25 protein-coding genes are annotated in these 25,356 nt (G+C 49.2%); all 25 read right to left on the bottom strand.

Annotated elements, in window-relative coordinates; genetic code table 11:
- Positions 1-29 precede the first annotated feature (29 nt).
- The 25 genes from GJ688_RS02400 to flhB all read right to left on the bottom strand — a co-directional run bounded on the left by GJ688_RS02400 (position 30) and on the right by flhB (position 25,343).
- Positions 30-1,751, bottom strand: a complete 1,722-nt coding sequence (locus GJ688_RS02400) for a proline--tRNA ligase (RefSeq protein WP_170291578.1) — start codon at positions 1,749-1,751, stop codon at positions 30-32.
- 54 nt (positions 1,752-1,805) lie between these two features.
- Positions 1,806-2,873, bottom strand: a complete 1,068-nt coding sequence (gene ispG / locus GJ688_RS02395) for a flavodoxin-dependent (E)-4-hydroxy-3-methylbut-2-enyl-diphosphate synthase (protein WP_407928927.1) — start codon at positions 2,871-2,873, stop codon at positions 1,806-1,808.
- Between the two features lie 3 nt (positions 2,874-2,876).
- Positions 2,877-3,929 (bottom strand): RIP metalloprotease RseP, encoded by a 1,053-nt coding sequence (gene rseP, locus GJ688_RS02390; RefSeq protein ID WP_155474894.1) that lies wholly within the window; start codon positions 3,927-3,929, stop codon positions 2,877-2,879.
- Positions 3,914-5,101, bottom strand: coding sequence for a 1-deoxy-D-xylulose-5-phosphate reductoisomerase (locus GJ688_RS02385; RefSeq protein ID WP_155474893.1), 1,188 nt, complete (start codon positions 5,099-5,101; stop codon positions 3,914-3,916). The genes rseP and GJ688_RS02385 overlap by 16 nt, the downstream gene beginning before the upstream one ends.
- A gap of 5 nt (positions 5,102-5,106) precedes the next feature.
- Positions 5,107-6,210 carry a sporulation integral membrane protein YtvI gene (ytvI, locus tag GJ688_RS02380; protein ID WP_155474892.1) on the bottom strand — a complete coding sequence of 368 codons (1,104 nt, stop codon included), beginning with the start codon at positions 6,208-6,210 and terminating at the stop codon, positions 5,107-5,109.
- Positions 6,207-7,004, bottom strand: coding sequence for a phosphatidate cytidylyltransferase (locus tag GJ688_RS02375; protein WP_155474891.1), 798 nt, complete (start codon positions 7,002-7,004; stop codon positions 6,207-6,209). The genes ytvI and GJ688_RS02375 overlap by 4 nt, the downstream gene beginning before the upstream one ends.
- Positions 7,005-7,019: 15 nt before the next feature.
- Positions 7,020-7,802 (bottom strand): isoprenyl transferase, encoded by a 783-nt coding sequence (locus tag GJ688_RS02370; RefSeq protein WP_155474890.1) that lies wholly within the window; start codon positions 7,800-7,802, stop codon positions 7,020-7,022.
- Positions 7,803-8,098: 296 nt separating this feature from the next.
- Positions 8,099-8,620, bottom strand: a complete 522-nt coding sequence (gene frr, locus GJ688_RS02365) for a ribosome recycling factor (RefSeq protein ID WP_155474968.1) — start codon at positions 8,618-8,620, stop codon at positions 8,099-8,101.
- 28 nt (positions 8,621-8,648) lie between these two features.
- Entirely contained in the window at positions 8,649-9,377 is a 729-nt protein-coding gene (gene pyrH / locus GJ688_RS02360) for a UMP kinase (protein ID WP_155474889.1), read from the bottom strand.
- A gap of 126 nt (positions 9,378-9,503) precedes the next feature.
- Positions 9,504-10,181, bottom strand: coding sequence for a translation elongation factor Ts (gene tsf, locus GJ688_RS02355; protein ID WP_155474888.1), 678 nt, complete (start codon positions 10,179-10,181; stop codon positions 9,504-9,506).
- A gap of 79 nt (positions 10,182-10,260) precedes the next feature.
- Entirely contained in the window at positions 10,261-10,959 is a 699-nt protein-coding gene (gene rpsB, locus GJ688_RS02350; protein WP_170291576.1) for a 30S ribosomal protein S2, read from the bottom strand.
- A 168-nt stretch (positions 10,960-11,127) separates the two neighbouring features.
- Positions 11,128-11,667 (bottom strand): MltG/YceG/YrrL family protein, encoded by a 540-nt coding sequence (locus tag GJ688_RS02345; protein WP_155474887.1) that lies wholly within the window; start codon positions 11,665-11,667, stop codon positions 11,128-11,130.
- 3 nt (positions 11,668-11,670) lie between these two features.
- Positions 11,671-12,312, bottom strand: coding sequence for a hypothetical protein (locus GJ688_RS02340; protein ID WP_155474886.1), 642 nt, complete (start codon positions 12,310-12,312; stop codon positions 11,671-11,673).
- A 21-nt stretch (positions 12,313-12,333) separates the two neighbouring features.
- On the bottom strand, positions 12,334-12,651 hold the full coding sequence (locus GJ688_RS02335) for a hypothetical protein (protein ID WP_155474885.1): 318 nt from the start codon (positions 12,649-12,651) through the stop codon (positions 12,334-12,336).
- Between the two features lie 39 nt (positions 12,652-12,690).
- Positions 12,691-14,313: a DUF342 domain-containing protein gene (locus GJ688_RS02330; protein ID WP_155474884.1), complete on the bottom strand. Its 1,623-nt coding sequence runs from the start codon at positions 14,311-14,313 to the stop codon at positions 12,691-12,693.
- A 31-nt stretch (positions 14,314-14,344) separates the two neighbouring features.
- Complete coding sequence (gene whiG, locus GJ688_RS02325) at positions 14,345-15,145, bottom strand: RNA polymerase sigma factor WhiG (protein ID WP_170291575.1); 801 nt, start codon at positions 15,143-15,145, stop codon at positions 14,345-14,347.
- Positions 15,146-15,185: 40 nt separating this feature from the next.
- Complete coding sequence (locus GJ688_RS02320) at positions 15,186-15,563, bottom strand: hypothetical protein (protein ID WP_155474883.1); 378 nt, start codon at positions 15,561-15,563, stop codon at positions 15,186-15,188.
- Positions 15,564-15,575: 12 nt separating this feature from the next.
- A complete protein-coding gene (locus GJ688_RS02315) occupies positions 15,576-16,055 on the bottom strand; it encodes a chemotaxis protein CheD (protein WP_155474882.1) in 480 nt (159 codons plus the stop codon).
- A 99-nt stretch (positions 16,056-16,154) separates the two neighbouring features.
- Positions 16,155-16,616 (bottom strand): chemotaxis protein CheW, encoded by a 462-nt coding sequence (locus tag GJ688_RS02310; RefSeq protein WP_170291574.1) that lies wholly within the window; start codon positions 16,614-16,616, stop codon positions 16,155-16,157.
- Between the two features lie 12 nt (positions 16,617-16,628).
- Positions 16,629-18,710: a chemotaxis protein CheA gene (locus GJ688_RS02305; RefSeq protein WP_155474881.1), complete on the bottom strand. Its 2,082-nt coding sequence runs from the start codon at positions 18,708-18,710 to the stop codon at positions 16,629-16,631.
- Positions 18,711-18,737: 27 nt separating this feature from the next.
- Positions 18,738-19,859: a protein-glutamate methylesterase/protein-glutamine glutaminase gene (locus GJ688_RS02300; RefSeq protein WP_155474880.1), complete on the bottom strand. Its 1,122-nt coding sequence runs from the start codon at positions 19,857-19,859 to the stop codon at positions 18,738-18,740.
- Between the two features lie 93 nt (positions 19,860-19,952).
- Complete coding sequence (locus tag GJ688_RS02295) at positions 19,953-20,840, bottom strand: MinD/ParA family protein (protein ID WP_155474879.1); 888 nt, start codon at positions 20,838-20,840, stop codon at positions 19,953-19,955.
- Complete coding sequence (flhF, locus tag GJ688_RS02290; RefSeq protein ID WP_170291573.1) at positions 20,837-22,144, bottom strand: flagellar biosynthesis protein FlhF; 1,308 nt, start codon at positions 22,142-22,144, stop codon at positions 20,837-20,839. Before flhF ends, GJ688_RS02295 begins: the two co-directional genes overlap by 4 nt.
- Before the next feature lie 2 nt (positions 22,145-22,146).
- Entirely contained in the window at positions 22,147-24,213 is a 2,067-nt protein-coding gene (gene flhA, locus GJ688_RS02285; protein WP_155474877.1) for a flagellar biosynthesis protein FlhA, read from the bottom strand.
- A gap of 41 nt (positions 24,214-24,254) precedes the next feature.
- A complete protein-coding gene (gene flhB, locus GJ688_RS02280) occupies positions 24,255-25,343 on the bottom strand; it encodes a flagellar biosynthesis protein FlhB (RefSeq protein WP_155474876.1) in 1,089 nt (362 codons plus the stop codon).
- Positions 25,344-25,356 lie beyond the last annotated feature (13 nt).

The following is a 25,356-nucleotide window of genomic DNA, read 5'->3' as shown; positions in this document are numbered from 1 at the left end:
TTTTACGCTGACTCTATCGATTAGGAAACTTACGTATTTTGCGCCACACTCTGTTGAATCAAAGAGACGACTTTTTCAGTGACTTCTCCCCTGGAAAGGTTGAATTGATCGCCATTGTTGCGGAGTTTGACCTCGACGAGTCCCTCACTGGCCAGCTTGTTGCCGACGGTGATGCGAATCGGGAAGCCGATAAGGTCAGCATCCTTAAATTTTACACCGGGACGTTCGGCCCGGTCATCAAGCAATACATCGACCCCTTTTTGTTGTAGTTCCTTATAAATCGCCTCGGCAGCTTCCATCTGAGCTGCATCTTTATTCGATACAGGGACAACGACAACTTGATAGGGTGCGATGGCGACAGGCCAGACGATGCCATTAGCGTCATAGTTTTGTTCCACCGCCGACGCCATCGTGCGGCTGACACCGACACCGTAGCAGCCCATGACCATGAGTTGTTCTTGGCCTTTTTCATCAAGATAGGTGCAGCCCATGGACTTAGAGTATTTCGTGCCCAGCTTGAAGACTTGTCCCACTTCAATGCCTCGGGCTTTTTTCACCGGCGCACCGCACTGGGGACAAGGCTCGCCTGCATGAATCATCCGTAAGTCAGCCTCTTCTGTCACCGAAAAATCTCGATTGGGCAGTACTTGTATCAGGTGAGCCTCCGGTTCGTTTGCACCGACAACGGCCCGCGTCAGAGCCATCACTTCTAAGTCAGCATAGATGGGGATGCCCTTGATGCCGACAGGGCCGAGATAGCCGGCGCCGCCGGGGCTTACTTCGAGGCACTCCGCTTCGGAGGCGAGCCGCAAGTCCAGGCAATCCAGTTTATTCTTGAGCTTGATCTCGTTGATTTCCCGGTCACCGCGGATAAGCACCATGACTAACTGATCGTCGGCCCGGAAGATCATCGTTTTGATCGTGTCGGTCGGGTTAACCTTGAGGAATTTGCTCACGTCTTCAATCGATTTCTGTCCTGGTGTAGACACCTTTTCCATGGGCAAGGCGGGTTCGCCTGGTTGGTTTTGAGGCTTACATTCCGCCTTTTCCACATTGGCAGCGTATTCGCAAGCATCACAATAGACGATTTCTGCTTCGCCTGATTCGGCGAGGACCATGAATTCGTGCGATCCGCCAGTGCCTCCGATGGCACCGGCATCGGCTTCCACAGGCCGGAACTTCAAACCACAGCGCCGAAATATGTTCGTATACGCTTCATACATCTTGCGGTACGATTCATGGAGTCCCGCTTCGTCACGGTCAAAAGAATAGAGGTCTTTCATGATGAACTCACGGCCTCGCATCAATCCAAAGCGGGGGCGGCGCTCGTCACGATATTTGTTGGCGATCTGATAGAGCATCAGCGGTAAATCCCGGTAAGAGGTGACATTGTTTTTCACCAAGTCGGTGATGATCTCTTCATGGGTGGGACCGAGGCAAAAATCACGCTGGTGCCGATCTTTCAACCGGAAAAGCTCGTCGCCGTATACATTCCAGCGACCTGACTCCTGCCACAGTTCAGCCGGTTGAATGACAGGCATGAGCAGTTCTTGACCGCCGGCAGCGTTCATTTCTTCCCGGACGATGGCCATGATTTTTTGCAGGACCCTCTGCGCCAAGGGGAGGTAATGATAGACGCCGGCGGAAGACCGGCGAATAAATCCCGCCCGCAGCAAGAGTTGATGGCTGATGACTTCAGCTTCAGCGGGCGTCTCCCGCAGAGTCGGTGCGAACAGTTGCGACATGCGCACGGTGTTTTCACGCTCCAATTATTCTATGAGATTGGTAGATCTATCAAATAGGGCTCAAGCAGGGAGATTGCGAATCTCCTCGAGCAGAGCCTCGACCATTTCTTCTTGAGAGACTTTTTTGATGACTTCCCCTTTACGAAAGAGAAGCCCGCTGTCTCGACCGCCGGCAACGCCCACATCGGCTTCCCGAGCTTCGCCCGGTCCATTGACGACGCAACCCATTACGGCCACCTTGATGGGACGAGTTTCCGTCTCCAGCGCTTTTTCCACCGCTTCTGCCACGGCTGTCAGGTTGATTTGGCAACGCCCGCAAGTGGGACAGGATATCATTTCCGGACCCCGTTTGCGCAATCCCAGCGACTTGAGGATTTCCCAACCGGTACGCACTTCCGGTACAGGATCGCCTGTCAGGGAGACCCGCAAGGTATCGCCGATGCCCATAGCCAGCAAGGCACCGATCCCTACAGAAGATTTGATTACGCCCGATCGGACGGTGCCTGCTTCGGTGACACCGATATGGAGCGGATAATCGACCTGCGCCGAGAGGGACTGATACGCTTTGACCATGAGAGGAACCGACGAGGCTTTCAGGGAGATTTTCATCCAAGGGTAATTTTCATTCTCCAGAAGCTGGATATGACCCAAAGCACTCTCTACGAGCGCTTCCGCTGTCACCCCTTGATATTTTTCGAGCAGCGATTTTTCCAGAGAACCAGCGTTGACGCCGATACGGATGGGGACTTGCCGTTCCCGAGCGATAGAAACGACTTCCCGCACATTCTGCAATCCGCCGATATTGCCGGGGTTGAGGCGGAGACCATGGACACCGGACCTGAGGGCACCGATAGCCAACTTATAATCAAAATGGATGTCGGCGATGACGGGGATTGGAGAATGGTTGACGATTTCCGGCAGAGCTTCCACCGCTTTGACGTCAGGGACGGCGACCCGGATAATCTCGCATCCGGCCGCAGCGAGACGGCCAATTTGCTCTAACGTAGCTCGGGGGTCCCGCGTGTCTGTGTTGCACATGGATTGGACCGATACAGGCGCTCCGTCTCCGATGGGAACATTGCCGATGTAGATGCGGCGAGTCGACCGGCGAGGCAAGGTAATTTCCACTTTCTAATCCCCTCCTCCCATCAATTTCAAGACATCCAAGTAAGCGACGATGAGCATAAGACCGAGCAGCAAAGCGAACCCGACAAGGTGAATCATGCTTTCTTTCGAGGGATCGAGCGGACGGCCCCGTAAAGCTTCGAGCCCTAAGAAAACGAGACGACTGCCATCCAGGGCTGGAATCGGGAAGAGGTTGATGATGCCCAAGTTGATGGACAAGACAGCGGCCAACATGAGCAGCGAATTGAGTCCCACTTGTGCAGCCTTACCGATTTCGTTGACGATCATGACTGGTCCGCCTACTTCCGGTGGCGCTGCTCCGGTGATCATCTGGATGATGGATTGCAGGATCAAGCCCGTAATCGCAAAGGTGTTGGCCGTACCCAGCTTCAACGACTCAAATAATCCCTTTTTCTCATAGATCATACTTTTGTCGTCGACGGTAATACCCAACTGGCCTACGTTGCGTTCCGGATCGAGTGCCGGCGTAACCGTCACTTCCTGAGTTTCCCCTTGCCGCTCAATGCGTAGATTCAATGGTTGATTGGCATTCGGGTGAATTTGACTGATCATCTCAGGCCAGTTTTTCACCGGTTGATCATTTACGGCTAGCACACGGTCTCCCGGTTGAATCCCAGCCATTTGGGCCGGCTTTCCAGCGAGTACATTACCGATGACATTCGAGTAAGTGGGAACGCCGATGATCATGTAGATATAGAGAAAGAGGAGAAAGGCCAAGATGAAATTCATGAAGGATCCAGCAAAGATCACTGCTGCCCGCTGCAGGACTGTTTTGTTGTTAAAGTTACCTGGATCATAGCCTATTGCAACGGCATTCTCTTCCGGGTCCATCCCGGCCATCCGAACGAACCCTCCGATAGGCAACAAACGTAAGGCGTATAGGGTCGGACCGCTCCGAATACCTGCCAGTTTCGGTCCCATGCCAAGACTAAACTCCAGAACTCGGACACCAGTAAATTTAGCGACGGCGAAATGCCCTAGTTCGTGAAAGAAAATCATCAGGCCGAAGACGAACACGGAGGCTAAAAAGGTGAGCAATCCGAGACCTCCCTTCCATGGTTGACACGCATTTCAGCAAAAGTACGAGCCCATTCATCAGCCCTGCGGATGGTCAGCAAATCAGGTTCCCTCATCCATTCATGGGCCTCCATAGCGTCCTCGACGATCTTCGGGATATCCATGAACCCGATCTTTCGATCTAAAAAGGCGTGGACAGCGATTTCGTTGGCAGCGTTCATGACAGCCGGTAAGGTCCCTCCGGCCCGTCCTGCCCGTATAGCCAGTTTCAAGCAAGGAAATCTTTGCAGATCAGGCGCTTGGAAAGTGAGCGAAGACATCTTGGTCAAGTTCAGACGAGGCCAATTCGTCGTCCAGCGGTCCGGATAGGATAGGGCGTATTGGATGGGCAGGCGCATGTCAGGTAAACCCAGTTGGGCGATGACTGAACTGTCGGTGAACTCTACCATGGAGTGAATGATGCTTTGAGGGTGAACAAGCACCTCGATGTCATCAAAATCCGTATCAAAGAGCCAACGAGCCTCGATCACTTCCAAACCTTTGTTCATGAGGGTCGCTGAATCGATGGTGATTTTGGGACCCATGCGCCAGTTCGGGTGCCGAAGGGCGTCGTCAGCGGTGACATGGTAGAGTTCCTCGACACTTTTATCGCGGAAAGGACCACCCGATGCGGTCAAGATGAGCCGGGCATGGCGTCGATCCTGTCCTTGCAGGCACTGAAAGATCGCTGAGTGTTCACTGTCTACGGGCAGTATGGAGATTCCCTTGTTTCGTGCTGCCGCCATGACGAGGGCTCCAGCGGCCACGAGGGTTTCTTTGTTCGCCAAGGCGATATGTTTGCCCGCCTCGATCGCTTGCATCGTCGGTCCCAATCCGATGGCACCACTGACGGCAGTTACCACCGTATCCACCTCGGGATGACAGGCAGCTTTCACCAGTCCGTCCTCGCCGGTGCAGACGGGGATATGGATGTCCTCTTTCTGTAGTGCATCGGCCAGTTTCTCCGCAGCGACTGAGTCCATCATGGCGACGAGACGAGGTCGGTAGCGACGAACCTGCTCCAATACTCCTTGCCAGTTGGTTCCCGCTGCAACAGTGCCCACTTCTAAGCGGCCTTCACTTTGATCTACCACATCTAAGGTCTGCCGTCCGATAGAACCAGTAGATCCCAATATGGCTAGCCTTTTGGTCAATCTGTTCACCTCGTTTGGATGTTCTTAAATACGCCAGCCCGGTACATGGATATGAGCAGTAAAACGATGGTCGGCCCTATAATGGCCCCGATCACTCCAAAAGCTTTCAGACCCACATAAAGGGCCGTTAAGGTGGCTAAGGGATGAAGGCCGATCGAATCGGCTACAATTTTCGGCTCAATGAATTGGCGATTGAGAACAAGTACCCCGTAAAGAATGCTCAAGTTAGCGGCGAGTGTGTATTGACCAGTGATCAGTTCCCAGATGATCCAAGGCAGAAAAACGAGACCGGGCCCCAAAATAGGCAGAAGATCCATTAACCCTGTCAGAATCCCTACCGTAAAGGCGTATTCGTTGCCCAAGAAGTACAATCCGATGATCGTCAGCAAACCTGTAATGGATACAAGAATCACTTGGGCACGAACAAAGCCGATAAAAGCTTCCCCCAGTTCCATGATGATCTGTCGAGCTTGACTGGCCCTGGCATCAGGAAGGACACCGTACAAGAGATCCAGAATGGCTCGCTTGTCCCGGCTGAAAAAAAAGCTGGCTACCAAGGTGAAGATCAGGATGGTAAAGAAGGACGGCAAGGAGGTGATCGTGTCTAGGAGATAGTTTGACCCAGAAACGGCCAAATTTTTAACAACGATTAAGCCTTCTGCAGCAATTCGCTCCACCGTGGCGTATACTTCCGGTGAGGAATGGAGCGCGGCGTAATAGGGCGCAGCCATCTGCACGAGATTGGCAAAATATTGTGTCATAAACTGTGGTGAAGGCAAACTGGAAGCGATCTTGACCATTTCAATGACGAGACGGCTGATGATGACTACAAGGCTGACACTGACAAAACCCAAGAAGACGATAAGAGTAAAGAATGTTGACAGTCCTCTCGTCAAGTTCATCCGCTTGGTCACATACTCTACGACCGGCTCGATGAGCAAGGCGATCATGATTCCCAGCAGAAAAGGCAAAAAGTACGTAGTCAATCGCCCAAATACGTCGATGGTCATCGGCAGCGCATATTCAATTGTAAAATAGGCCAAGGCCAGCGCAAGAGTGATGACAGCCAAACGCAGAAATATCGCCAGCCAGTATTGCCAATCTCTCATCGTAGAAACCTCTCACAAAACAGGAGAAAGTAATAGGTCGACGGCGCTGTCCAGAGAATGCTGTCAAAGCGGTCCAGAACGCCGCCGTGGCCTGGGATGAGATTGCCCGAGTCTTTGACCCCGGCTAGACGTTTGAGCGCCGATTCGGCCAAGTCTCCAAACTGTCCCAGAGCAGAAATCAGCAAGGTCACCCCGATCCATAGCCCGAAAGGGATATGGGGAAACCAGAGGGGACCTAAATAAGCGCCGACCACGGCCGCTGCGACCAGCCCGCCCATAGAACCTTCCAGCGTCTTTTTGGGGCTGAGCTTCGCAGCTAATGGGCGCTTTCCCAAGGCTCGGCCCACAAAATAGGCGCCTGTATCGGTGGACCAAGTGATCAGGAAGGTGAGCAGGACCGCTTCGATCCCGGCGGGAAGCTGGCGCAAGAGGATCAAGTGGCCCATCAGCCACGTGATCGTCAGGGCTCCGGTGATCGCTGCAGCACTTTCCTGAGGTTTACCGTTAGGGTAGGCAAAAACGAGATGAGCCAGCATGGCTAGACTTGCCGCTGTAAGGACCCAGCTTACCTGTTGCCCGCCATAATGAGCCGCTAAAACAACGGCAATAACTAGAGGATAACTTATCCACGCCGGCGGCTCCGTCTCTAATTGTAAAAGCATTTGCCGGTACTCGTAGATACCTCCCAAGGCAAGGAGGCCTACGGCCACGGTCATGATCCATCCGCCATAGTAGATGATGGCGACAGCCAGAGGAATTCCTATCATTGCGCTTATCACACGTTTCCAGAGCATGATGGATACTTCCTCCTAGACTTTCACTCCACCGAACCGGCGGTCCCGTCCTTGATAATCGACAATCGCCTGGACCATTTCTTTTCGACCGAAATCGGGCCAGAGGGTAGGCGTAACCCAGATCTCCGTGTAGGCCGATTGCCAAAGCAAAAAGTTAGATAGTCGCAGTTCTCCAGAAGGACGAATCAATAAGTCCGGATCAGGCACATCGGCTGTGTACAAGTACTGACTCATATATTTTTCATCGATTTGATCGGGATTGACCTTACCTTCCGCTGCCAGGCGAGCAATCGATTTGACGGCTTCGACGATCTCGAAACGCCCTCCATAGTTGAGTGCCACGTTCAGAACTAGTCTTGTATTGTTGGCCGTTTTCGCGATGGCTTTTTCTAATTCCCGGCGAGGTCCTCCCGGCAGGTCTTCGATTTTGCCGATGGCGCGAATTCGCACCCCTTTCGAATGGAGTGTGTTGAGTTCGCGATGCAGGTATTCGACCAGTAAGTCAAAGAGTGCGTTGACTTCATCGGCAGGCCGCTTCCAGTTTTCCGTGGAGAAAGCGTAGACCGTCAGATAGGCTATGTTGTAATCTTCACAGACTTCAAGGACGCGACGGAGCGATTCGACACCTGCTCGGTGTCCGGCCACTCGGGGCAAACCTCTGCGCTTGGCCCAGCGCCCGTTGCCGTCCATGATGATGGCAATATGTTTAGGGATGCGGTGGGGGTCAATTTGCTCGCTCAATGCCTGCTCGTCGGCAGATGTTTTTGTTTGGCCGAAGGGCCATAAACGTCGTGGCAATCAGACCCCTCCTGTCTGTTCCGCTTTTTTACGCTAAGAGTGATGAACCCCCTCGGGGCTCCGAGGGGGTAAATTGTGTTTTAGTGGTAGCGGGGAAAATGCGCGTACACGATAATCATCGGTTTACCGCTTCGGATTTGGAGCACTCTTGGTTCTGTCGGGGTGGATTCCCCTGTCCTTCCGACGGGCTGAGTCAGAAAATCTATGCCGGAGTGCTTACAGTAATCAACTGTCTCCTGCAAGGTTTTACCAACCCATGCCTGTTCTACGTTGTCTAGACTCGGTGTTGACAACGGTTACACTTCCATAATTTCGGCTTCTTTGCGTTCAGCCACTTGATCGATTTCTTTGATGAATTTATCGGTCAGTTTCTGCACCTCATCTTGTGCCCGTTTCGCTTCGTCTTCAGATATAATGTGATCCTTTTGCAAGGCTTTGATGTCATCGTTCGCTTCACGGCGATGGTTACGCAAGATGACCCGATATTCTTCTGCCCGTTTCTTCACTTGCTTGACCAGCTCGTTCCGCCGCTCTTGTGTCAGTTGGGGAATGATGAGTCGAATAACACTTCCGTCGTTCGATGGCGTCAGACCCAGGTCAGACTTGAGGATAGCTTTTTCGATCGCCGAGAGCAGCGACTTCTCCCAGGGCTGAATCATGAGTAGACGTGGTTCTGGTGCCGAGATGTTGCCCACTTGGTTGAGGGGAGTCGGAACACCATAGTACTCCACCATGACCTTATCTAGGATAGCGGGGTTGGCTCGGCCGGCACGAATAGACTGGTATTCTTTGCGTAGAGCTTCGATGGATTTCTTCATCTTGTCTTCGGTTTCATTTTTGATTTCTTTAATCACTTTCTTTCCTCCCAACCACCGTGCCGATCTTTTCTCCCATGACGGCACGTTCGATGTTTCCCGGTGTCTCTAGGCCAAATACGATGAGGGGAATATGGTTATCCATGCACAAGGACGTCGCTGTAGAATCCATGACGCCGAGGCCCTGATTCAGTACATCGATATATGTTAACTCGTTGATTTTTTTCGCTTCTGGATTTTTGCGGGGGTCTGAGTCATACACTCCATCGACACCCCGTTTGGCCATGAGGATCACGTCTGCCTCGATCTCAGCCGCCCGGAGGGCAGCTGTCGTGTCGGTTGAAAAATAGGGGTTGCCTGTTCCGGCGGCGAAGATGACCACACGGCCTTTTTCTAGATGGCGAATGGCGCGGCGACGGATGTAAGGTTCAGCCACCTGCCGCATTTCAATCGCCGTTTGTACCCGAGTATCTACATCCCGCTTTTCCAATGCGTCTTGTATGGCGAGGGAGTTCATGATTGTGGCCAACATCCCCATGTAGTCGGCAGTGGCCCGGTCCATCCCTTTGGCGGAACCGGCAACGCCACGCCAGATGTTTCCACCCCCAACGACGACGGCAACTTCGACACCGATTTTTTTAACATCTTGGATCTGGTCGGCGATGGAGTTCACCACATCCGGATCGATACCGTAGCCCTTGGTGCCGGCCAAGGCCTCACCGCTTAGTTTCAGAATCACTCGTTTATATTTTGGCTGCAATGGGGTCCTACCTCCCCTTATCTCTTTATCCCTTTTCTACAAGCGGGAAGAAAATCCTTTTCCTATAAAAAAGAGAACACCCATGTGTCCCCTTTTTTCGTCTTTCGATACGCACCGAAATGTCTATTATTTATTGATTTCAGCCATGACTTCGGCAGCAAAATCGTCTTGTTTTTTGGCTAAGCCTTCGCCCAGTTCAAAACGGACAAAACGGCGAACGCTGATGTTTTCTCCGATTTTCGCGACCGCTTCGGTGAGCAGTTGTTGAACAGTGACGTCCGGGTTTTTGATGAACGGTTGCTCCAGCAAGCAGGTTTCTTTATAGTACTTTTCAACGCGGCCTTCCACCATTTTATCGACGATCTTTTCAGGTTTGCCTTCGTTGAGGGCTTGGTTGCGGAGGATTTCTTTTTCTTTTTCGATGACTTCCGCCGGAACTTCTTCGCGACGGACGTATTCCGGTTTGGAAGCGGCGATTTGCATGGCGATGTCGCGGCAAAGGGTTTTATAAGCATCGGTTTTGGCCACGAAATCGGTTTCGCAGTTTACTTCGACGAGAACACCGATACGGCCGCCACCATGAATGTACGATTCAACGAGACCTTCCGCGGCGATCCGGCTGGCCTTCTTAGCAGCGGCAGCGAGGCCTTTTTCACGCAGGTAATCAACGGCCTTTTCCATATCACCGTTCGTCTCACCGAGAGCCTTCTTGCACTCCATCATGCCGGCGCCAGTGCGCTCGCGCAGTTCTTTCACCATGGCTGCTGTAACCACGTTGATACTCCTCCTATCATATGACCTCATTCGGGTAGTATATCCGTATGTTCTGGGGGCTAATCAAAAAAGGGTGACAGCGGGGTCTCCCCCGGTCACCCCTGTTGGACTATTGGGCGTCCGATTGTCCTTGGTTGCCTTCCAGCACACCATCAGCCATTTTCGCCGTCAACAGCTTGACAGCACGGATGGCATCGTCGTTGCCAGGGATAACATAGTCGATTTCATCGGGATCACAGTTGGTATCCACGATGCCGACGAGGGGAATCCCCAGGCGACGGGCTTCAGCAACAGCAATCCGCTCTTTCCGCGGGTCGATGACAAAGATGGCTCCCGGCAGGTCTTTCATGTCTTTGATACCGCCGAGGAAGCGCTCCAACTTTTCCTTCTCGTGCAGGAGCTTGGAGACTTCTTTTTTCGGCAGAACATCAAAGGTACCGTTGGCTTCCATCTTCTCAAGCTCACGCAGACGAGCGATACGCTTTTGAATCGTTTGGAAGTTGGTGAGCATGCCGCCCAGCCAACGCTGATTGACGTAGTACATGCCGCAACGCTCAGCTTCTTCTTTAACAGAATCTTGAGCTTGCTTCTTCGTCCCTACAAAGAGAATTTTCTTCCCTTGGGCTGCAACCTCGCGAATGAAGTTGTAAGCCTCATCGACTTTACGAACGGTCTTTTGCAGGTCAATGATGTAAATTCCGTTCCGTTCAGTGAAGATGTAGGGGGCCATCTTGGGGTTCCAGCGCCGGGTTTGGTGTCCGAAATGTACACCTGCTTCCAGCAGTTGCTTCATAGAGATAACCGCCACAACATCCACCTCCTCTCAGGTTTTTGTTCCTCCGGTTGAATCATCCCGGCCCGTTACCCTGGCCATGCCAGGGAACCGAACGTTTCGGTCTTCAACCGTGTGTACTTAACACACCGATGAAAATGATATCATATTACGGCGGATTATGACAAGATCTAAATGAAAAAATTATGGTGCTGTCACAAGTATTTTGGCGATAGCCTCAGCATCCATTCCTTTCGATAGGATTTTCTCACCGTTCTGAAGCCGCCTAGCGTAGCCCTGATTGATCAAGAAGTCGTTAAAATGATTTGCATCTTCGATCAGACCGACTGCTTGCAGTTTCTTTGCCACCGTTTCGGACGTGTCACCGCCGTTTATCCAAATCGTCCTGCTATTGATATCTGAATCAGTTGGGGCGGCAGGAGTTTTATTGTCGCTGCTTTGTCCGCTTTCTGCGTTGTCTATTGGTGATTTTTCGTTGGGAACAGAGGGAACGAACTCAGGGGGATTGCTAGGTGTTACTGGGTTGACCGGCTCATCCGGTTTAGCCGTCTCCATGGGTTCTTGTACTATCGATACAGGTGGATTCTTCAGGGAGATTCCTTGAAGAATCAATCCAGCACCAAAGAATATCACGCCCAAAGTAAAAAGAACCCTTCCATCGCTCACCCATCGGATAGCTATAGAAAAGGCTCCTTTCGCTTCAGGTGAACGCTCTTTGTTCACCCTTTACGCCCTCCTGCGAAGCTGGCATACAAGTTGGACTTCACCTTTGCCGATGTGTAAGAACTGGGCGACCTCCTCGTCCGATAATCCGAATTCATACAATACCGGTACTTGTTCGTACCGTTTGCTTTTGCTCCATTGTTTCGGCTCGCCTTCTCCGAGGGCTTTAATATAGGCTTCAGCCCGTGTGATCGGCGAAACCGGAATCGGGGGAACGGACGAATTCGGGGAAGTGGTTGAGGGTGCTGGTCTTTTTCCCCTCACTTCATTATTTCGCAGGTATTCCTGAATATAAAAGGGACGAGGCGGTTTCGGCTGTTCAACAAGTTGGCTATCTCGGTCCATTGATTCTGCCATAGTCCCTACCATAGCTGCTATACGTTGAGTCTCCAATTGTTTCAGGATTTTTTGCGCTTGAACAACTTCCTGCCGCAGATCGTTGACGATTTCTTCGCCCGTCTTCGCTGCTACCGTCAGTATGGCTTCCATATCCTCTTTGACTAAACGGGCATCCGCGACTTGTCCTTTGATATCATCCATTTCGATTCGTTCCTGTTGCTGCTGTCTCCGCTGCCATAATGAAGAAGCAAGCCCTGCCCCCATCAGCAGGCATCCAATTCCTGTGAGCAATGTTCCCGAGTCCAAGGCGGTTCCTCCTTGATTGGGTCAAATTTTTATATCTAGTAATCTCCCACGAAGTGGATCCTGCGGTACCGATTCCTCTTGTTCGTCCTGTTCGCTACGGCCCGATTTGCTCTTTTCACGATGGCTGCCTTGTTTGTTTTGCTGTCGTTCTCTGATTCGTCCTTCTTCTGATTGCGGCGATGACTGGACCGTCTTTTGCCGATGGTCGGCCTCTACTTGGCCTTGTTGGCCTAAAAAGTGCTGTTGCTGGTCAGGCGCCAGATTTTGTACCTGCTGCTGCTTACTGACTTCCGTCACTTTTGGCACGATCACCTGCATGTCGACGGGACGTAATGTCATGGTCATCCCCCCCTATGTCACCTGGGAAAGTATACTTTTTTAGGAATAGGGGCCAAAACGGAATTCTCCATTGTCAATATAGACGGTAGTAAAATCGATCGGATCGCGTACTCTAGTGCTAAACTGGCCGATGCGGATATTGACACCAGGATATATTCTCAATGAAACACGGATTCGACCATTACCAATCTGTACAAATTCAGCATCCATAGATTCTTTTTCCCGGTTGAGTGACTCTACATCTTTTTGGATTTGAATTTGGGCTTGTGCCAGTTTGAACAGAAGAATCTGTTTTTCGGAGGGTAATTTCCCCTGTCGTCGTTCCCATTCTTTGAGAACATTCACCGCTTTCTCTGTTTTATCGAGATTGACGGTAGCCTCATTTAGCTTTTTCACGAGTTCGTTATAGATTTGACGTTTTTCCGGCCGAATTCCTACTTCTAACTCCGTCAAGGTGGAGTGAGGAGAACCGATATTTTTGGCCATAATCTCTTCGCCGGAACGGCATTGGCCGCCAACGATCAATCCCTTTTTTCCACCCACAGCGATAGATCGTCCAGCATCGATATTCGAATGCATGATGCCTTCACCGACGATGACATCACCGCCGGACTTGACGGTAGCATTTTCGATAAAACGCGTGATCACATTACCCTTGACATCAATGACGGATTTTTGTTGGCCTTGAATTCCCTGACGTACAGTAAGATTTCCGCCGACAAAGACGGAACCGCCGTCAATCGATCCCATCACTTCCAAGTCTCCGTCGCATTTGACCTGAAAGCCGTAGGTGATGGAACCGCGAACAATGATCGTTCCTAGAAAGTTAAGATTGCCGGAGGAAAAATCGACATCGCCTTTACGTTCAAAGACGGGGTCAATCATGATTTTTTCGTTGACAATGTGAACATGACCCGCAGTGGAAGCCATCAAAATCGATCCATCTTCACTTATCGATGTATTCTTCCCTGCTGGGATGCGTATATCCCTGCCTGGTTTCGGACGAAGCTCTCGTCCTGTCACGGTTTTTCCGGGAACACCTTCTGTAGGGGGTGTGCGAATCGCCAAGATCTCTCCCGGTTGAACGTTTTTGATTAAGTTTAAATTGTAAAAATCGACCCGTCCATTTTCAAGCTCAGCAGGTCGAATACGCGTGTCTGTGTTAAATCTATATTCGATTTTGGCGTTTATACCGTCCTTAGCAGGTTGTCCTTCGGCGACCATCACTCGTTGGCCCGGTTGAACATTATTTAGTGCGATCTGAACGAGTTGTTCATTGATCCCATGGACGACTCCAGCCTGTTCCAATGCCGTCATAGCCACATCAAATGTGACTGCCTGACCCCCTCGAGGCGGAAAAACGATCAGATAAGCCTTCATTCCATCTCGGTCTGTTTCGACTTTAACTTGTCCGTCTCGGATGACTTCTTGCTGAGGTTCGGCGATGAGTATGTTCTGTTCTTGCCGGAGCACGATGTGACGGATATGGTTTTGATCAAAGCCTCGGACTTCCCGATCTAAAAGCTCAGCGAGTACTGTTTCTGCGGTAACAACACGTCCGGAACCTACTGGTGCAAAAACGGATAAAAAAACACCATCTGTTCTGTATTCAATGCGATAAAACCCGTCCCGGTTACCCATTTCTGAGTTGATGTCACTCACAGTATCACCTCCGTTTTTACAAATCACACTTTTAGAAGATTTTTTTCTTCTGTCTGGCTAGCTGGCCTCGAAGCCGTAAGATGGCTTTTGTATGCAGTTGTGATATACGGGACTCAGAGACGCCGAGGATAGTGCCAATTTCCTTTAAGGTAAGTCCTTCATAATAGTATAAAGCGATTACGGTACGTTCTTTTTCAGGAAGCTTATCGATAGCACCAGCCAAAAGCTGCTTCGTCTCTTCAAATTCTAAACCGGCTGTCGGTTCTTCATTTTGTTCGTCAACCAATGTATCGAGGAGTCGTACAGACTCAGACTTATCATTTTCCGCTAACCAGTATTCGTCGAGAGACATGATCGTGGTCGCCCGAACATCCTGCAATGTTTTTTGGAAATCGGTTTCGCTCACGCCTAACGCCTGGGCAACCTCTTCATCGGTCGCTTCCCTGCCCAATTGTTGAGCCAGTGCTAAGTATGTCTTTTCAATCTCTTTCGCCTTTTGGCGAATCGACGCCGGTACCCAGTCCATCGCCCGCAGTCCGTCGAGAATGGAACCGCGGATTCTCGAAATGGCATAGGTTTCAAATTTGAGGCCACGACTGAGGTCAAACTTTTCCAAGGCATCCATGAGGCCAAAAACTCCGTAACTGAGAAGGTCATCTCTATCAACATTGGGCGGTAGGCTGATGGCCAACCGTCCCGCTACGAACTTTACCAATGGGGTATATAAAAGGATTAGCTCTTCGCGGGCTGAGGAATCCTTGTGCTCTTTATACCGTTCCCAGAGTATGCCTGCTCTGGCGATATCTTTTGCTGATATAATTATTTTCGCCACCTACCCCGCGATCCCGTAGTTTGCGAACCCTAAAGGCGCATTAACTCTCTAACTGCATTTTCCGCATAATTTCGGCTGCCCTCGTCGGATCTGACGCCAGAAGTTCTTCGATGTCTGCTTCGATTTGTCCTGGGACAAAAGGGCTCGCAGCAGGTACTTTTACGTCGAATTGGCTTCCCTTGTGGGCCTCATTTCCAAAATCGCTTCGAGCGATGTTCCGATGGTTCTCGTTTTGCGTCAATAGTTTATCGAGATAGAATAGGGTAACACAAGTGAGTCCGCCAACAACAGAGGCGGCAGAGAAACTGCGGATGAATAATGCGCCCCAAGAGACCGATGCGTTTAAGGCAACAACCGCGGTGATGAGCCAGGTAAATGAAGCCAAAGCAAGGGGAACCCAAATTTTGACACGGCCCAATTTGTCTCCTCCCTATAGCACCTTTTCACCACGGTCTATGGTACGTATGAGTAATTTTCCATTGGTTGAGTCCAACTCGATGGTCCTTCCGTAATTACCACCTGTTTCCTTCACCAGGAGGGGGATGTTTTCTTCTCTCAACTTGAGAACTACAGCCTCAGCATTTCGTTCTCCAATACGCATCACGTCAGATGCGCCGGGAAACGAAAACATTTGCGCCCCTCCAGCGATCTTGGCGACAAGCCGGCTTTTTACAGCACCTAATCGAATCATATCGTCTAATAGAACAGGAATCGCCGTATCGGCGAATTTGGCTTTGTTTTCCGAACTACGAGCCTGGGCGGAATGGGGCAGCATGATATGGGCCAAACCACCGACTTTGGCAACGGCATCGTAAAGACAAATACCTATACAAGAACCAAGACCTGACGTCATCAAGTTGTTTGGTGCTTTGGTCGCTTTCAAGTCGGCCATGCCCACCTTGATCAGCATGCCTGCATCATCCCTTCACTCCCAGCGCTACCATTTTAGTCAATTCAAGGCCTAGGTCTGGCAGCGAAAAAGAAATGCTCCTTGGCCCACTCGAGTTCTCTATTCCTCTTCGGCGAGCGCTTCCAAATCGATCACTTTCTCGATGTTGATGAGGATTAATAAGCGGTCATCCATCTTGCCGACACCACGAATGTAATCAAGATCAACACTTCCATAGAGCCCCGGAGGCGGCTCAACGGCAGAAGATTGTATGCGGATGACTTCAGATACACCATCAACGATGATGCCTACCGTAATATCCTTAACCTTTATGATGATGATGCGCGTCCGATCGGTTGTTTCCCGTGGTGGAAGTGAAAAGCGTTTCCGTAAATCGATGACTGGGACCACATTTCCCCGAAGATTGATGACCCCTTCTACGTAATAAGGAGCCTTCGGTACTCGGGTGATGTTCAACAGACGATTGATTTCCTGTACATAGTGAATATCTACGGCATATTCTTCGCCAGCCAGCGAAAAAGCCACCAACTGCAATTCATCGGAGAAATCGACCTTTTCCACTACCCACACCTCCTAGAAAAGTGTTCCAACGTCGAGAATTAAAGAAACGTGGCCGTTGCCAAGGATGGCCGCTCCGGCGATACCACTGATCCCTTGGAGTAATTTTCCGGGCGACTTGATCACGATTTCCTGTTGCCCGATCAAGGAATCGACGATTAAACCTGCCTTTTTCTCACCCTTACGCACGACAACTACATAGAGTTCTTCCGACTCTTCGATGGTTTTGGGAACTTCAAGCACATTATCCAGGCGTACGAGAGGCAGCACATTGCCACGGAGCAGTACCACTTCTTGATTTTGAACTTTTTTGATATGGGAGGGAATGATACTTGTTGTTTCGTCGATCGTACCTAAGGGAATCGCGTAGATTTCTTCGCCCACATTCACTAATAAGGCCTGAATAATCGCCAAGGTCAATGGCAGGCGAATTTTGAACTTCGTACCCTGATTGATGCGGGTTTCAATTTCTACGGAACCGCTCAAGGATTCAATCTTTGTCCGAACAGCATCCAGGCCGACTCCGCGTCCCGATACATCAGAGACTTTTTCCGCAGTGGAGAAGCCAGCCATGAAAATTAGGTTGATCGCAGCTTGATCATCCATCTGTTCGGCTTCCCTTGCGCTGATTACGCCTTTTTGAACGGCTTTGTTCTTTAAAGCCTGAGGGTCCAGTCCCCTACCATCATCTTCCACTTCGATGACGACGTTGTTACCTTCATGTTTGGCTACCAGACGAACGACCGATTCCAACGGTTTGCCTTTTTGGCGGCGAATCTCAGGCATCTCAACGCCATGATCGATGGCATTCCGAATTAAGTGGACGAGGGGATCGCCGATTTCGTCGATCACGGTCCGGTCTAGTTCTGTTTCTTTTCCTTCCACGATGAGGTTGATTTCCTTGCCCAATTCCTTCGCAAGATCCCGAACCATTCGTGGGAATCGGTTGAAAACTTGTTCAATGGGAACCATGCGAACTTTCATCACCACGTTTTGTAAATCCGTGGTGATTCGGTCGATATGTTCAATCGTTTCGTTCAGTTCGGTCACACTATTGGTGGTGGAGATCTGTTCCAGCCTTGTCTTGTTGATGACCAGTTCTCCCACCAGGTTCATCAAATTGTCCAGACGTTCAATATCAACCCGAACGGTCTGGCTTCCTTTTATTTTGCTTTTTGCTTCTGTAGTCGTCCGATTTTTTAATAAAGCTGCATTCTCATTTATTGGTTCGCTCGGCTCTTTTACTGCTTGCGGAACATCGTTATCTTGCGCTTCCTGTGCTTTTACCTCTTTTAGGTTTACCGGCGTAATCGACTTGACACGGACTTCAGCGATCGAATCGACAGCATGTAAAACTCGTTCTTGCTCTTCCTTGGTCACTACAACGACTTCAAAAGACAGATCAAATTTCTCATCTTCCAATTCCTGCGAAGACGGAACGGATTTAATGATCTCACCGAACTCCTCAAGGTTGCGAAATACCATATAAGCTCGGGCCGACTTCATGACGCAACCGGGATCGAGTTCAACTTGAATATGATATGCGTCGTATCTTTTCCGTTGTGCTTCTTGAAGCAATGTCAGATCGTATTGATTGATTTCAAAAGATCTTAATACCTCGATTCCATCGACAACCGTGGGAAGATCGGGTTGAACAGGTTCGCTCACTTTGCTCGCCTCCCGGATCGATTCTTTGGGTTTATCGGCGGCAACCAATTCACCTTGGCCAGCTTTACGCAACAGCGTGGTCAGCTCGCTCACATCGGCATTCCCTGTATCACCGCTGCTGATCGAATCGACCATGCTTTCCAGGGAATCTAGGCATCGAAAGAGGAGATCTACGACGGCTGTGTTCACAGCTACTTGAGCACCGCGCAGTACGGAGAGGACGTTTTCCATCTCATGGGTCAATTCGGCGATGCGTTCAAAACCCATGGTGGCCGACATCCCTTTCAAGGTATGGGCCGAACGAAAGATTTCGTCTAAGATTCCCAAGTCATGAGGATTGTCTTCCAGCTCTAAAATTTTTTGATTTAGTGCTTGCAAATGTTCTCTTGACTCTTCCATAAACATGTCCATATATTGGGACATATCCATCTTAATCACACCTCCGCAGTTGCCAGACTATCGGTCCTGCAGTAATTTTACAATTTCATCTGCCACACCGGTTATGGGAACCACCTTATCGACACATCCCGACTCGATTGCTACTTTCGGCATACCGAATACTACACAGGAGGATGCATCTTCCGCGATCGTGCGGCCTTGGAGTTTCTTTATGAGTTTAATGCCTTCCGTTCCGTCACTGCCCATTCCTGTGAGAACGACACCCACCATAGAAGACCAGTACTGCTGTGCAGCCGACGTCATCATGACATCAACAGCCGGCCTGTGTCCGCCTACCGGTGGATCTTGGGTCAGCTTTACCCACATTTGTTTTCCTGCTCCTGGTTTATCGGTTACAGTCACTTTAAAGTGATAATCGCCAGGTGCAATATAGACAGTACCGGTGACGATTTCTTCTCCGTCTTGAGCTTCCTTCACTTTGAGGGCAGAAGCCGCATCCAATCGTTCTGCCAGGGATCGGGTAAACCCAGGGGGCATATGTTGGACAATGAGCACAGCTGCTCCAAGATCGGCTGGTAATTTAGGAATGACTTCGTATAGCGCCTTCGGTCCACCTGTGGAGGTACCAATGAGTACTAAACGATTGAGTCGACTTGAACCTGGGGAAGAAATGTTAGTTCGTTTCGGTAATTCCGGTAGCGTTGCCACCGCTGGTTGCGGGGCTGGAGAGGTAACTGGTCGCGTAAAGGAACGGATCTCACTGATTCTGGGTCTGATTTTGGCAATAGCGGCTACTCTCAGCTTGCTGATGAGTTGCTCGCGAACCTTATGAATGTCCAAGGATATAGATCCGGATGGCTTAGGGACAAAGTCGACAGCGCCCTTTTGCAAGGCCTGCATGGTCGCATCGGCACCTTGCTGGGTTAAGCTGGAGAGCATAACCACCGGCAATGGGTTTGTCGACATTATTCGTTCCAACGTCGTCAGTCCGTCCATCACAGGCATCTCAACATCGAGTGTAATCACATCTGGTTTCAGTTGAGAGATTTTTTCCATGGCGTCCTGACCGTTGCGGGCTGTTCCTATAACAACCATTCCGGGTTCCGATGCGATCATATCCGATATGACTTTTCGCATAAATGCGGAATCATCTACAACGAGCACTTTCATTTGCGGCATATTTATCACTCCCGGACGGCTTTAGGCCTTTTTGCCCGCCCTATAGCATTCTTCCACGTGGTATGGACTTTTTCCTGCCTATGCTTTTTCTGCTTATCCAAAAAAGCGTTTCATTCGACTGAACAGGCGGGAAATTCCTCCAACAGGTTCTTCTTTAGGCGGTAAATTACATAAAGTAGCTGCCAATTGAGAGACAGCCTGAGAGGCGGAAGATCGATCATTCTGCAAATAGAAGGGTCTTTGTGCTTTTACTGCCTTCGCCACTTGTAAATCCTCCGGAATGTAACCGAGAACAAGTATTTCACGGTGCAAGAATTGGCGAATAGCCATTTTTAATTTTTGCGAGACGCTGTCTCCCTCACTACTGCTCTCCACTCGGTTGATGACGACAGATATCGCCTTACCGGGCTGCATGGCTTCGACCGATTTGATCAATCCATAAGCATCGGTGATGGCCGTCGGTTCCGGAGTCGTGACCACGAGCAGTTCATCAGCGGCATATACAAAGGAAAGAACGTTTCTGGAAATCCCAGCGCCCGTATCAATTAGCAAAATATCGACGGTACCGTCGAGCATTGAAAAACCTGTGATAAATTCATCTAAAGCTTCTTTACTCAAGTTGGCTAGTTCGGCAATCCCTGAACCACCGGATATAATCTGTAATCCTTTCGGCCCTTCGTAGATGACATCAGCCAGTTTTTTCTGTCCGCCGATGACATGATACAAATTATATGGGGGAGCCTTCCCCAAAACGACATCGATATTGGCCATCCCCATATCCGCATCGAGCAAAAGAACCCGCATACCATAATCCCGTAAGGACAAGCCCAAGCTTAGAGTGATATTGGTCTTTCCAACGCCCCCTTTTCCACTGGAGACACAGATCACTCGAGTAGGCGGAAGGTGCCCCATGATTTCACGTTCCATTGTTTGCCGCATATTTTGCATCATCAGGCGGAGCTTTTCTGCTTGATCTTTCATAAGCTTGTCTCTCCATAGATCAGATTGGCTAATTTCTCTGGATTTGCAGTTTCAATATCATCTGGCACATTCTGACCTGTGGTGATATATGAAAGAGGTTTTCCGGTGGCACAAAGGATATTTAGAATCGATCCGTATTGATTTGTTTCATCGAGCTTGGTGAGCAAAAACTGGTTGATTTCAAATTTAGAAAAGGAATCGACGATTTGAATCAAGTCCTTATATTTGGTGGTTGCCGAGAGCACAAGGATGATCCTGCTTGGCTGGCTCGCTTCTACAAAAGCAGACAATTCCTCTAACTGAAGTTCATTTTTATAACTTCTACCGGCTGTATCGACAAGCAGCAGGTCCTTGTCTCGGTTTCGTTCAATCGCTTCTTGTAAAGCCGGCGGGGTAAAAACCACTTCTACCGGTACTCCGATGATATCGCCAAAGGTTTTTAGTTGCTCTACGGCGGCAATTCGATAGGTATCGGCAGTGATCAAGCCTACTTTACGGCGATTGACAATAGAAAATGTAGCTGCTAACTTGGCAATGGTTGTAGTTTTTCCCACACCGGTGGGTCCGACCATGAGGAAAACTTCCGGTCCTTGATTGCCCTCAGATATCATGACAGATTGAGGCGACCCTACCATTAATTGGATCTTTTGCAGGACCAAATCTTTGACGACGGTAGGATTCCAATCGGTTCGATCCTTATGCTCATCATATACATCTTCGACAATTTTTCGAGCGACGCTTTCATCGACATCATTGTCAATCAAGCGCTTATAAGCGGCAATCAGATCATAAGGGAGTTTTGCATCCATTTCTTGAAGACGCCCTAAGATCTGCCCCATAAGTGTTTTCATTTGATTCAGTTCATCACCGATGGCGTTGTTTGTGGGAGAACTAACGTTCATACTTAGGGTCGATGGGGATGGTTTCTCCGGCAAAGGGGATGGCACCTTTGCCACGTTCCGAGGCGACTCTTCCATGATGAAGCTTTTGTTTTCCAATGGCTCTCCGTCAATCGACAGGGGATGATTAACTCGAATATCTAATTTCTCACCGTTATTGGGAGCTACATCAACCTTTTTCGTCTTTGGCAATGAGACTGTTTTCTCTTTGCCTTGGTCTTTCGGAAGAACTAAGGCATCTTCTACAGCACCGGTGATCTCCACCTTCTCTCTGGCAAAAAAACCGAAGAAGCCACCTTCTTTTATTTTACGGGTGTGGAGGATAATTGCGTCTTTCCCCATCTCAGACTTCATCTTGTTCATGGCTTCTTGTACGGTTGGAGCGACAAAACGTTTGACCCGCAAATTTATCTCACCATCCCTATCGTTTGAACCTCTAGTTGAGTTCCAATTTCATTATAAGAGAGAACTACCAACTGAGGTACAGCCCTTTCGGTTAATCGTTTGAAATACAACCGTACTATTGGTGCACATAATATGACTGGTTGATATCCCATTTGTGAAACCCGTTCCACTTCTTTCACTAAAGCGGCGATCACTTTTTGGGCTTCCATCGGATCCATCGCGAGATAGGTGCCGTGTTCCGTTTGTTGAATCGCTTCTCGAATATTATTTTCTAAGCCCGGATCTAATGAGATGACTGGCAGTTGATTCGTTCCCGGCAGGAGATAGGATTTCACGATTTGTCGAGCTAGGGCTTGACGGGCGTATTCGATCAAAACATCCGTGTCTTTAGTCATTCGAGCATGGTCAGCCAGGGTTTCCATAATCGTAACCAGGTCTCGTATAGGTACCCGCTCTTTGAGCAATCCGGCGAGGACTTTTTGTAAATCACCAAGGGACAATAGATCCGGTATGAGTTCAGAAATAACAGCAGGGTGAGTTTGCTTCACATGATCGACAAGACCTTGAACATCTTGTCGACCCAGTATTTCGTAAGCGTGAGTTTTAATCACTTCTGTCAAGTGAGTTGCCACTACGCTCGGTGGATCTACAACGGTGTAACCGGCCAATTCTGCTTGGTCTCTTAGTTGTGGTGTAATCCACTTCGCCGGGAGACCGAAAGCAGGCTCTTTCGTATCAATACCCGCTATTGAGCCATCATCAAAGCCCGGTGCCATCGCCATATAGTGATCGATCATGATTTCCCCATTGGTCACTTCGACGCCTTTAATTTTGATGGAATAGGCGTTCGGTTTTAACTGCATATTGTCACGCAGCCGGATCGGTGGTACGACCAAGCCTAATTCCAAAGCACACTGACGACGAATCATGATCACACGGTCGAGAAGATCGCCGCCTTGTTGTACATCGACCAGAGGAATTAGTGCGTAACCCATTTCCAATTCCAACGGATCCACATTGAGCAAAGATACGACATTTTCCGGTTTCTTTATTTCTTCGATCTCTTGTTCTTGGGCTTTTTCAATTTCAGCGATGGCAGTCTCTTTGTTGGTTCTATCCATGCGGTATCCGACAAAGCCAAGAACGGCTGCCATTGTAAGCAAAGGGATAGGCGGCAGTCCGATGATGCCGAGTACCACAAGTACACCGGAGGCGATATAAAGGGTACGGGGATAGCCAAATAATTGGGACAAAAGATCCTGACCTAAGTTGGCTTCCGAAGCAGCCCGGGTGACAATGACACCTGTCGCCGTTGATATGAGCAAGGCAGGAATTTGCGTGACCAAACCATCGCCAACCGTTAAAATCGTGTATTTCATAGCAGCTTGAGTTACTGTCAAATTCTTCTGTAAAAGGCCAATAAAGAATCCGCCGAAAATATTGACAAACAAGATAATAATGCCGGCAATAGCATCTCCCTTGACGAACTTGACCGCACCGTCCATAGCACCATAAAAATCTGCTTCCCGTTGGATGTCTTTCCGGCGCTTCTTAGCTTCGCTTTCATTAATTAAACCTGTATTTAAGTCAGCATCAATAGCCATCTGCTTACCAGGCATGGCATCCAATGTAAAACGAGCGGCTACTTCGGCGACACGTTCGGCACCTTTGGTAATCACAATAAACTGAATGATCACCAATATTAAAAACACGATAAATCCGACAACAGGACTTCCACCAAGTACAAAGGTTCCGAATTTCTCAATCACTTGTCCTGCATATCCATCGAGCAGCACCAATCGCGTCGTCGAAACGTTTAAGGCTAAACGAAACAGTGTGGTGATTAAGAGCAACGTTGGAAAAATTGAGATCTCTAAGGCGCCTTCAATGAACATAGTTACTAACAATACCAAAATTGCAATCGAGATGTTAAAAATCAAAAGCATATCCAGAAAAATAGGTTTTAAGGGGACAATCATCATGACCACAGTGGCCAGCACTGCAATGGCTACAGCGATGCCTGCAAGGTTATTTGAATCGCTTTTTGCTTGGGACTGTGGTAAAGCCATGATGACACATCCTTTCAGCGTAAATTGTCCTGTTTACTAGATTAGGCCTTCTTTTTTTTAAGTCGGTACACAAAGGCAAAAACCTCTGCTACTGCCTGGAACAGTTCCGCTGGTATCTCTTGACCGATCTCTACCGTACGGTAGAGAGCCTGCGCCAATGGTCTATCTTCTACAGTCGGAATACCATGGGATTGAGCAATTTCCTTGATTTTTAAAGCTACATAATCTTGCCCTTTAGCGATTACGACTGGTGCAGTCATCAGAGCCCCTTCATATTTTAAAGCAATGGCAAAGTGGGTAGGGTTTGTAATGACGACATCAGCCTTAGGCAATTCCTGCATCATCCTACGCATCGCCACTTCACGCATGCGTTGACGGATTTTTCCTTTAATTTGCGGGTCCCCTTCAGACTGTTTGTGTTCCTCTTTGACTTCTTGTTTAGACATTTTTAATGACTCTTCATGGCTATACCACTGAAACCAGTAGTCCAATGCTGCGACAGCAATGAGCAACAATGCCACTCGAAAACCAACATCGTAAGCGATCTCTGAAATAGAAGCTATTGCCGTCTGTATATCGGCACCTATTAAAGTTGGGAATATATAAAGATGTTTAATAATCGCTGAATAGGCTACATAGCCTATGATCGTTACTTTTCCCAAAGACTTGACTAATTCTACTAACGCTTGTTTCGAGAAAATACGGCCTAAACCATTTAAAGGGTTTAACTTGCCCCAGTTCATTTTTAAACCTTCTAAAGAAAATAAAAAGCCTACTTGCAGGTAACTGGCCAAAATACCAGCGGTTAACGCCACTAGCAAAAAGGGTGCTACCATTAGTAAAGCCCGAATGGCAACTTCGAGTCCAGTCGTCATTACGGCCACGGGACTCAGATTTTCCTGTGATGATGTACTTAAATAGTACACCATTATTCGTTCAAATCCATCAAATGTTTGAAGCCCAAAATATTTAAGCGCTACAAATGAGAATAATAAAGAAAGAGCAGTATTTATCTCGGAGCTTCTAGCAACTTGACCTTTTTTCCGCGCCTCTGAGCGCCGTTTCCCCGTCGGCTTTTCTGTTTTCTCACCGGAAAACCATTGTAAATCCCATTTCAGCACCGGCTTCATTCCTTTGTCAGCC

Source organism: Heliobacterium mobile (assembly GCF_009720735.1).
Lineage (GTDB): Bacteria > Bacillota > Desulfitobacteriia > Heliobacteriales > Heliobacteriaceae > Heliobacterium > Heliobacterium mobile.
Note: the sequence above shows the minus strand (reverse complement) of the source record. Positions and strands in the feature narration are given on the sequence as shown.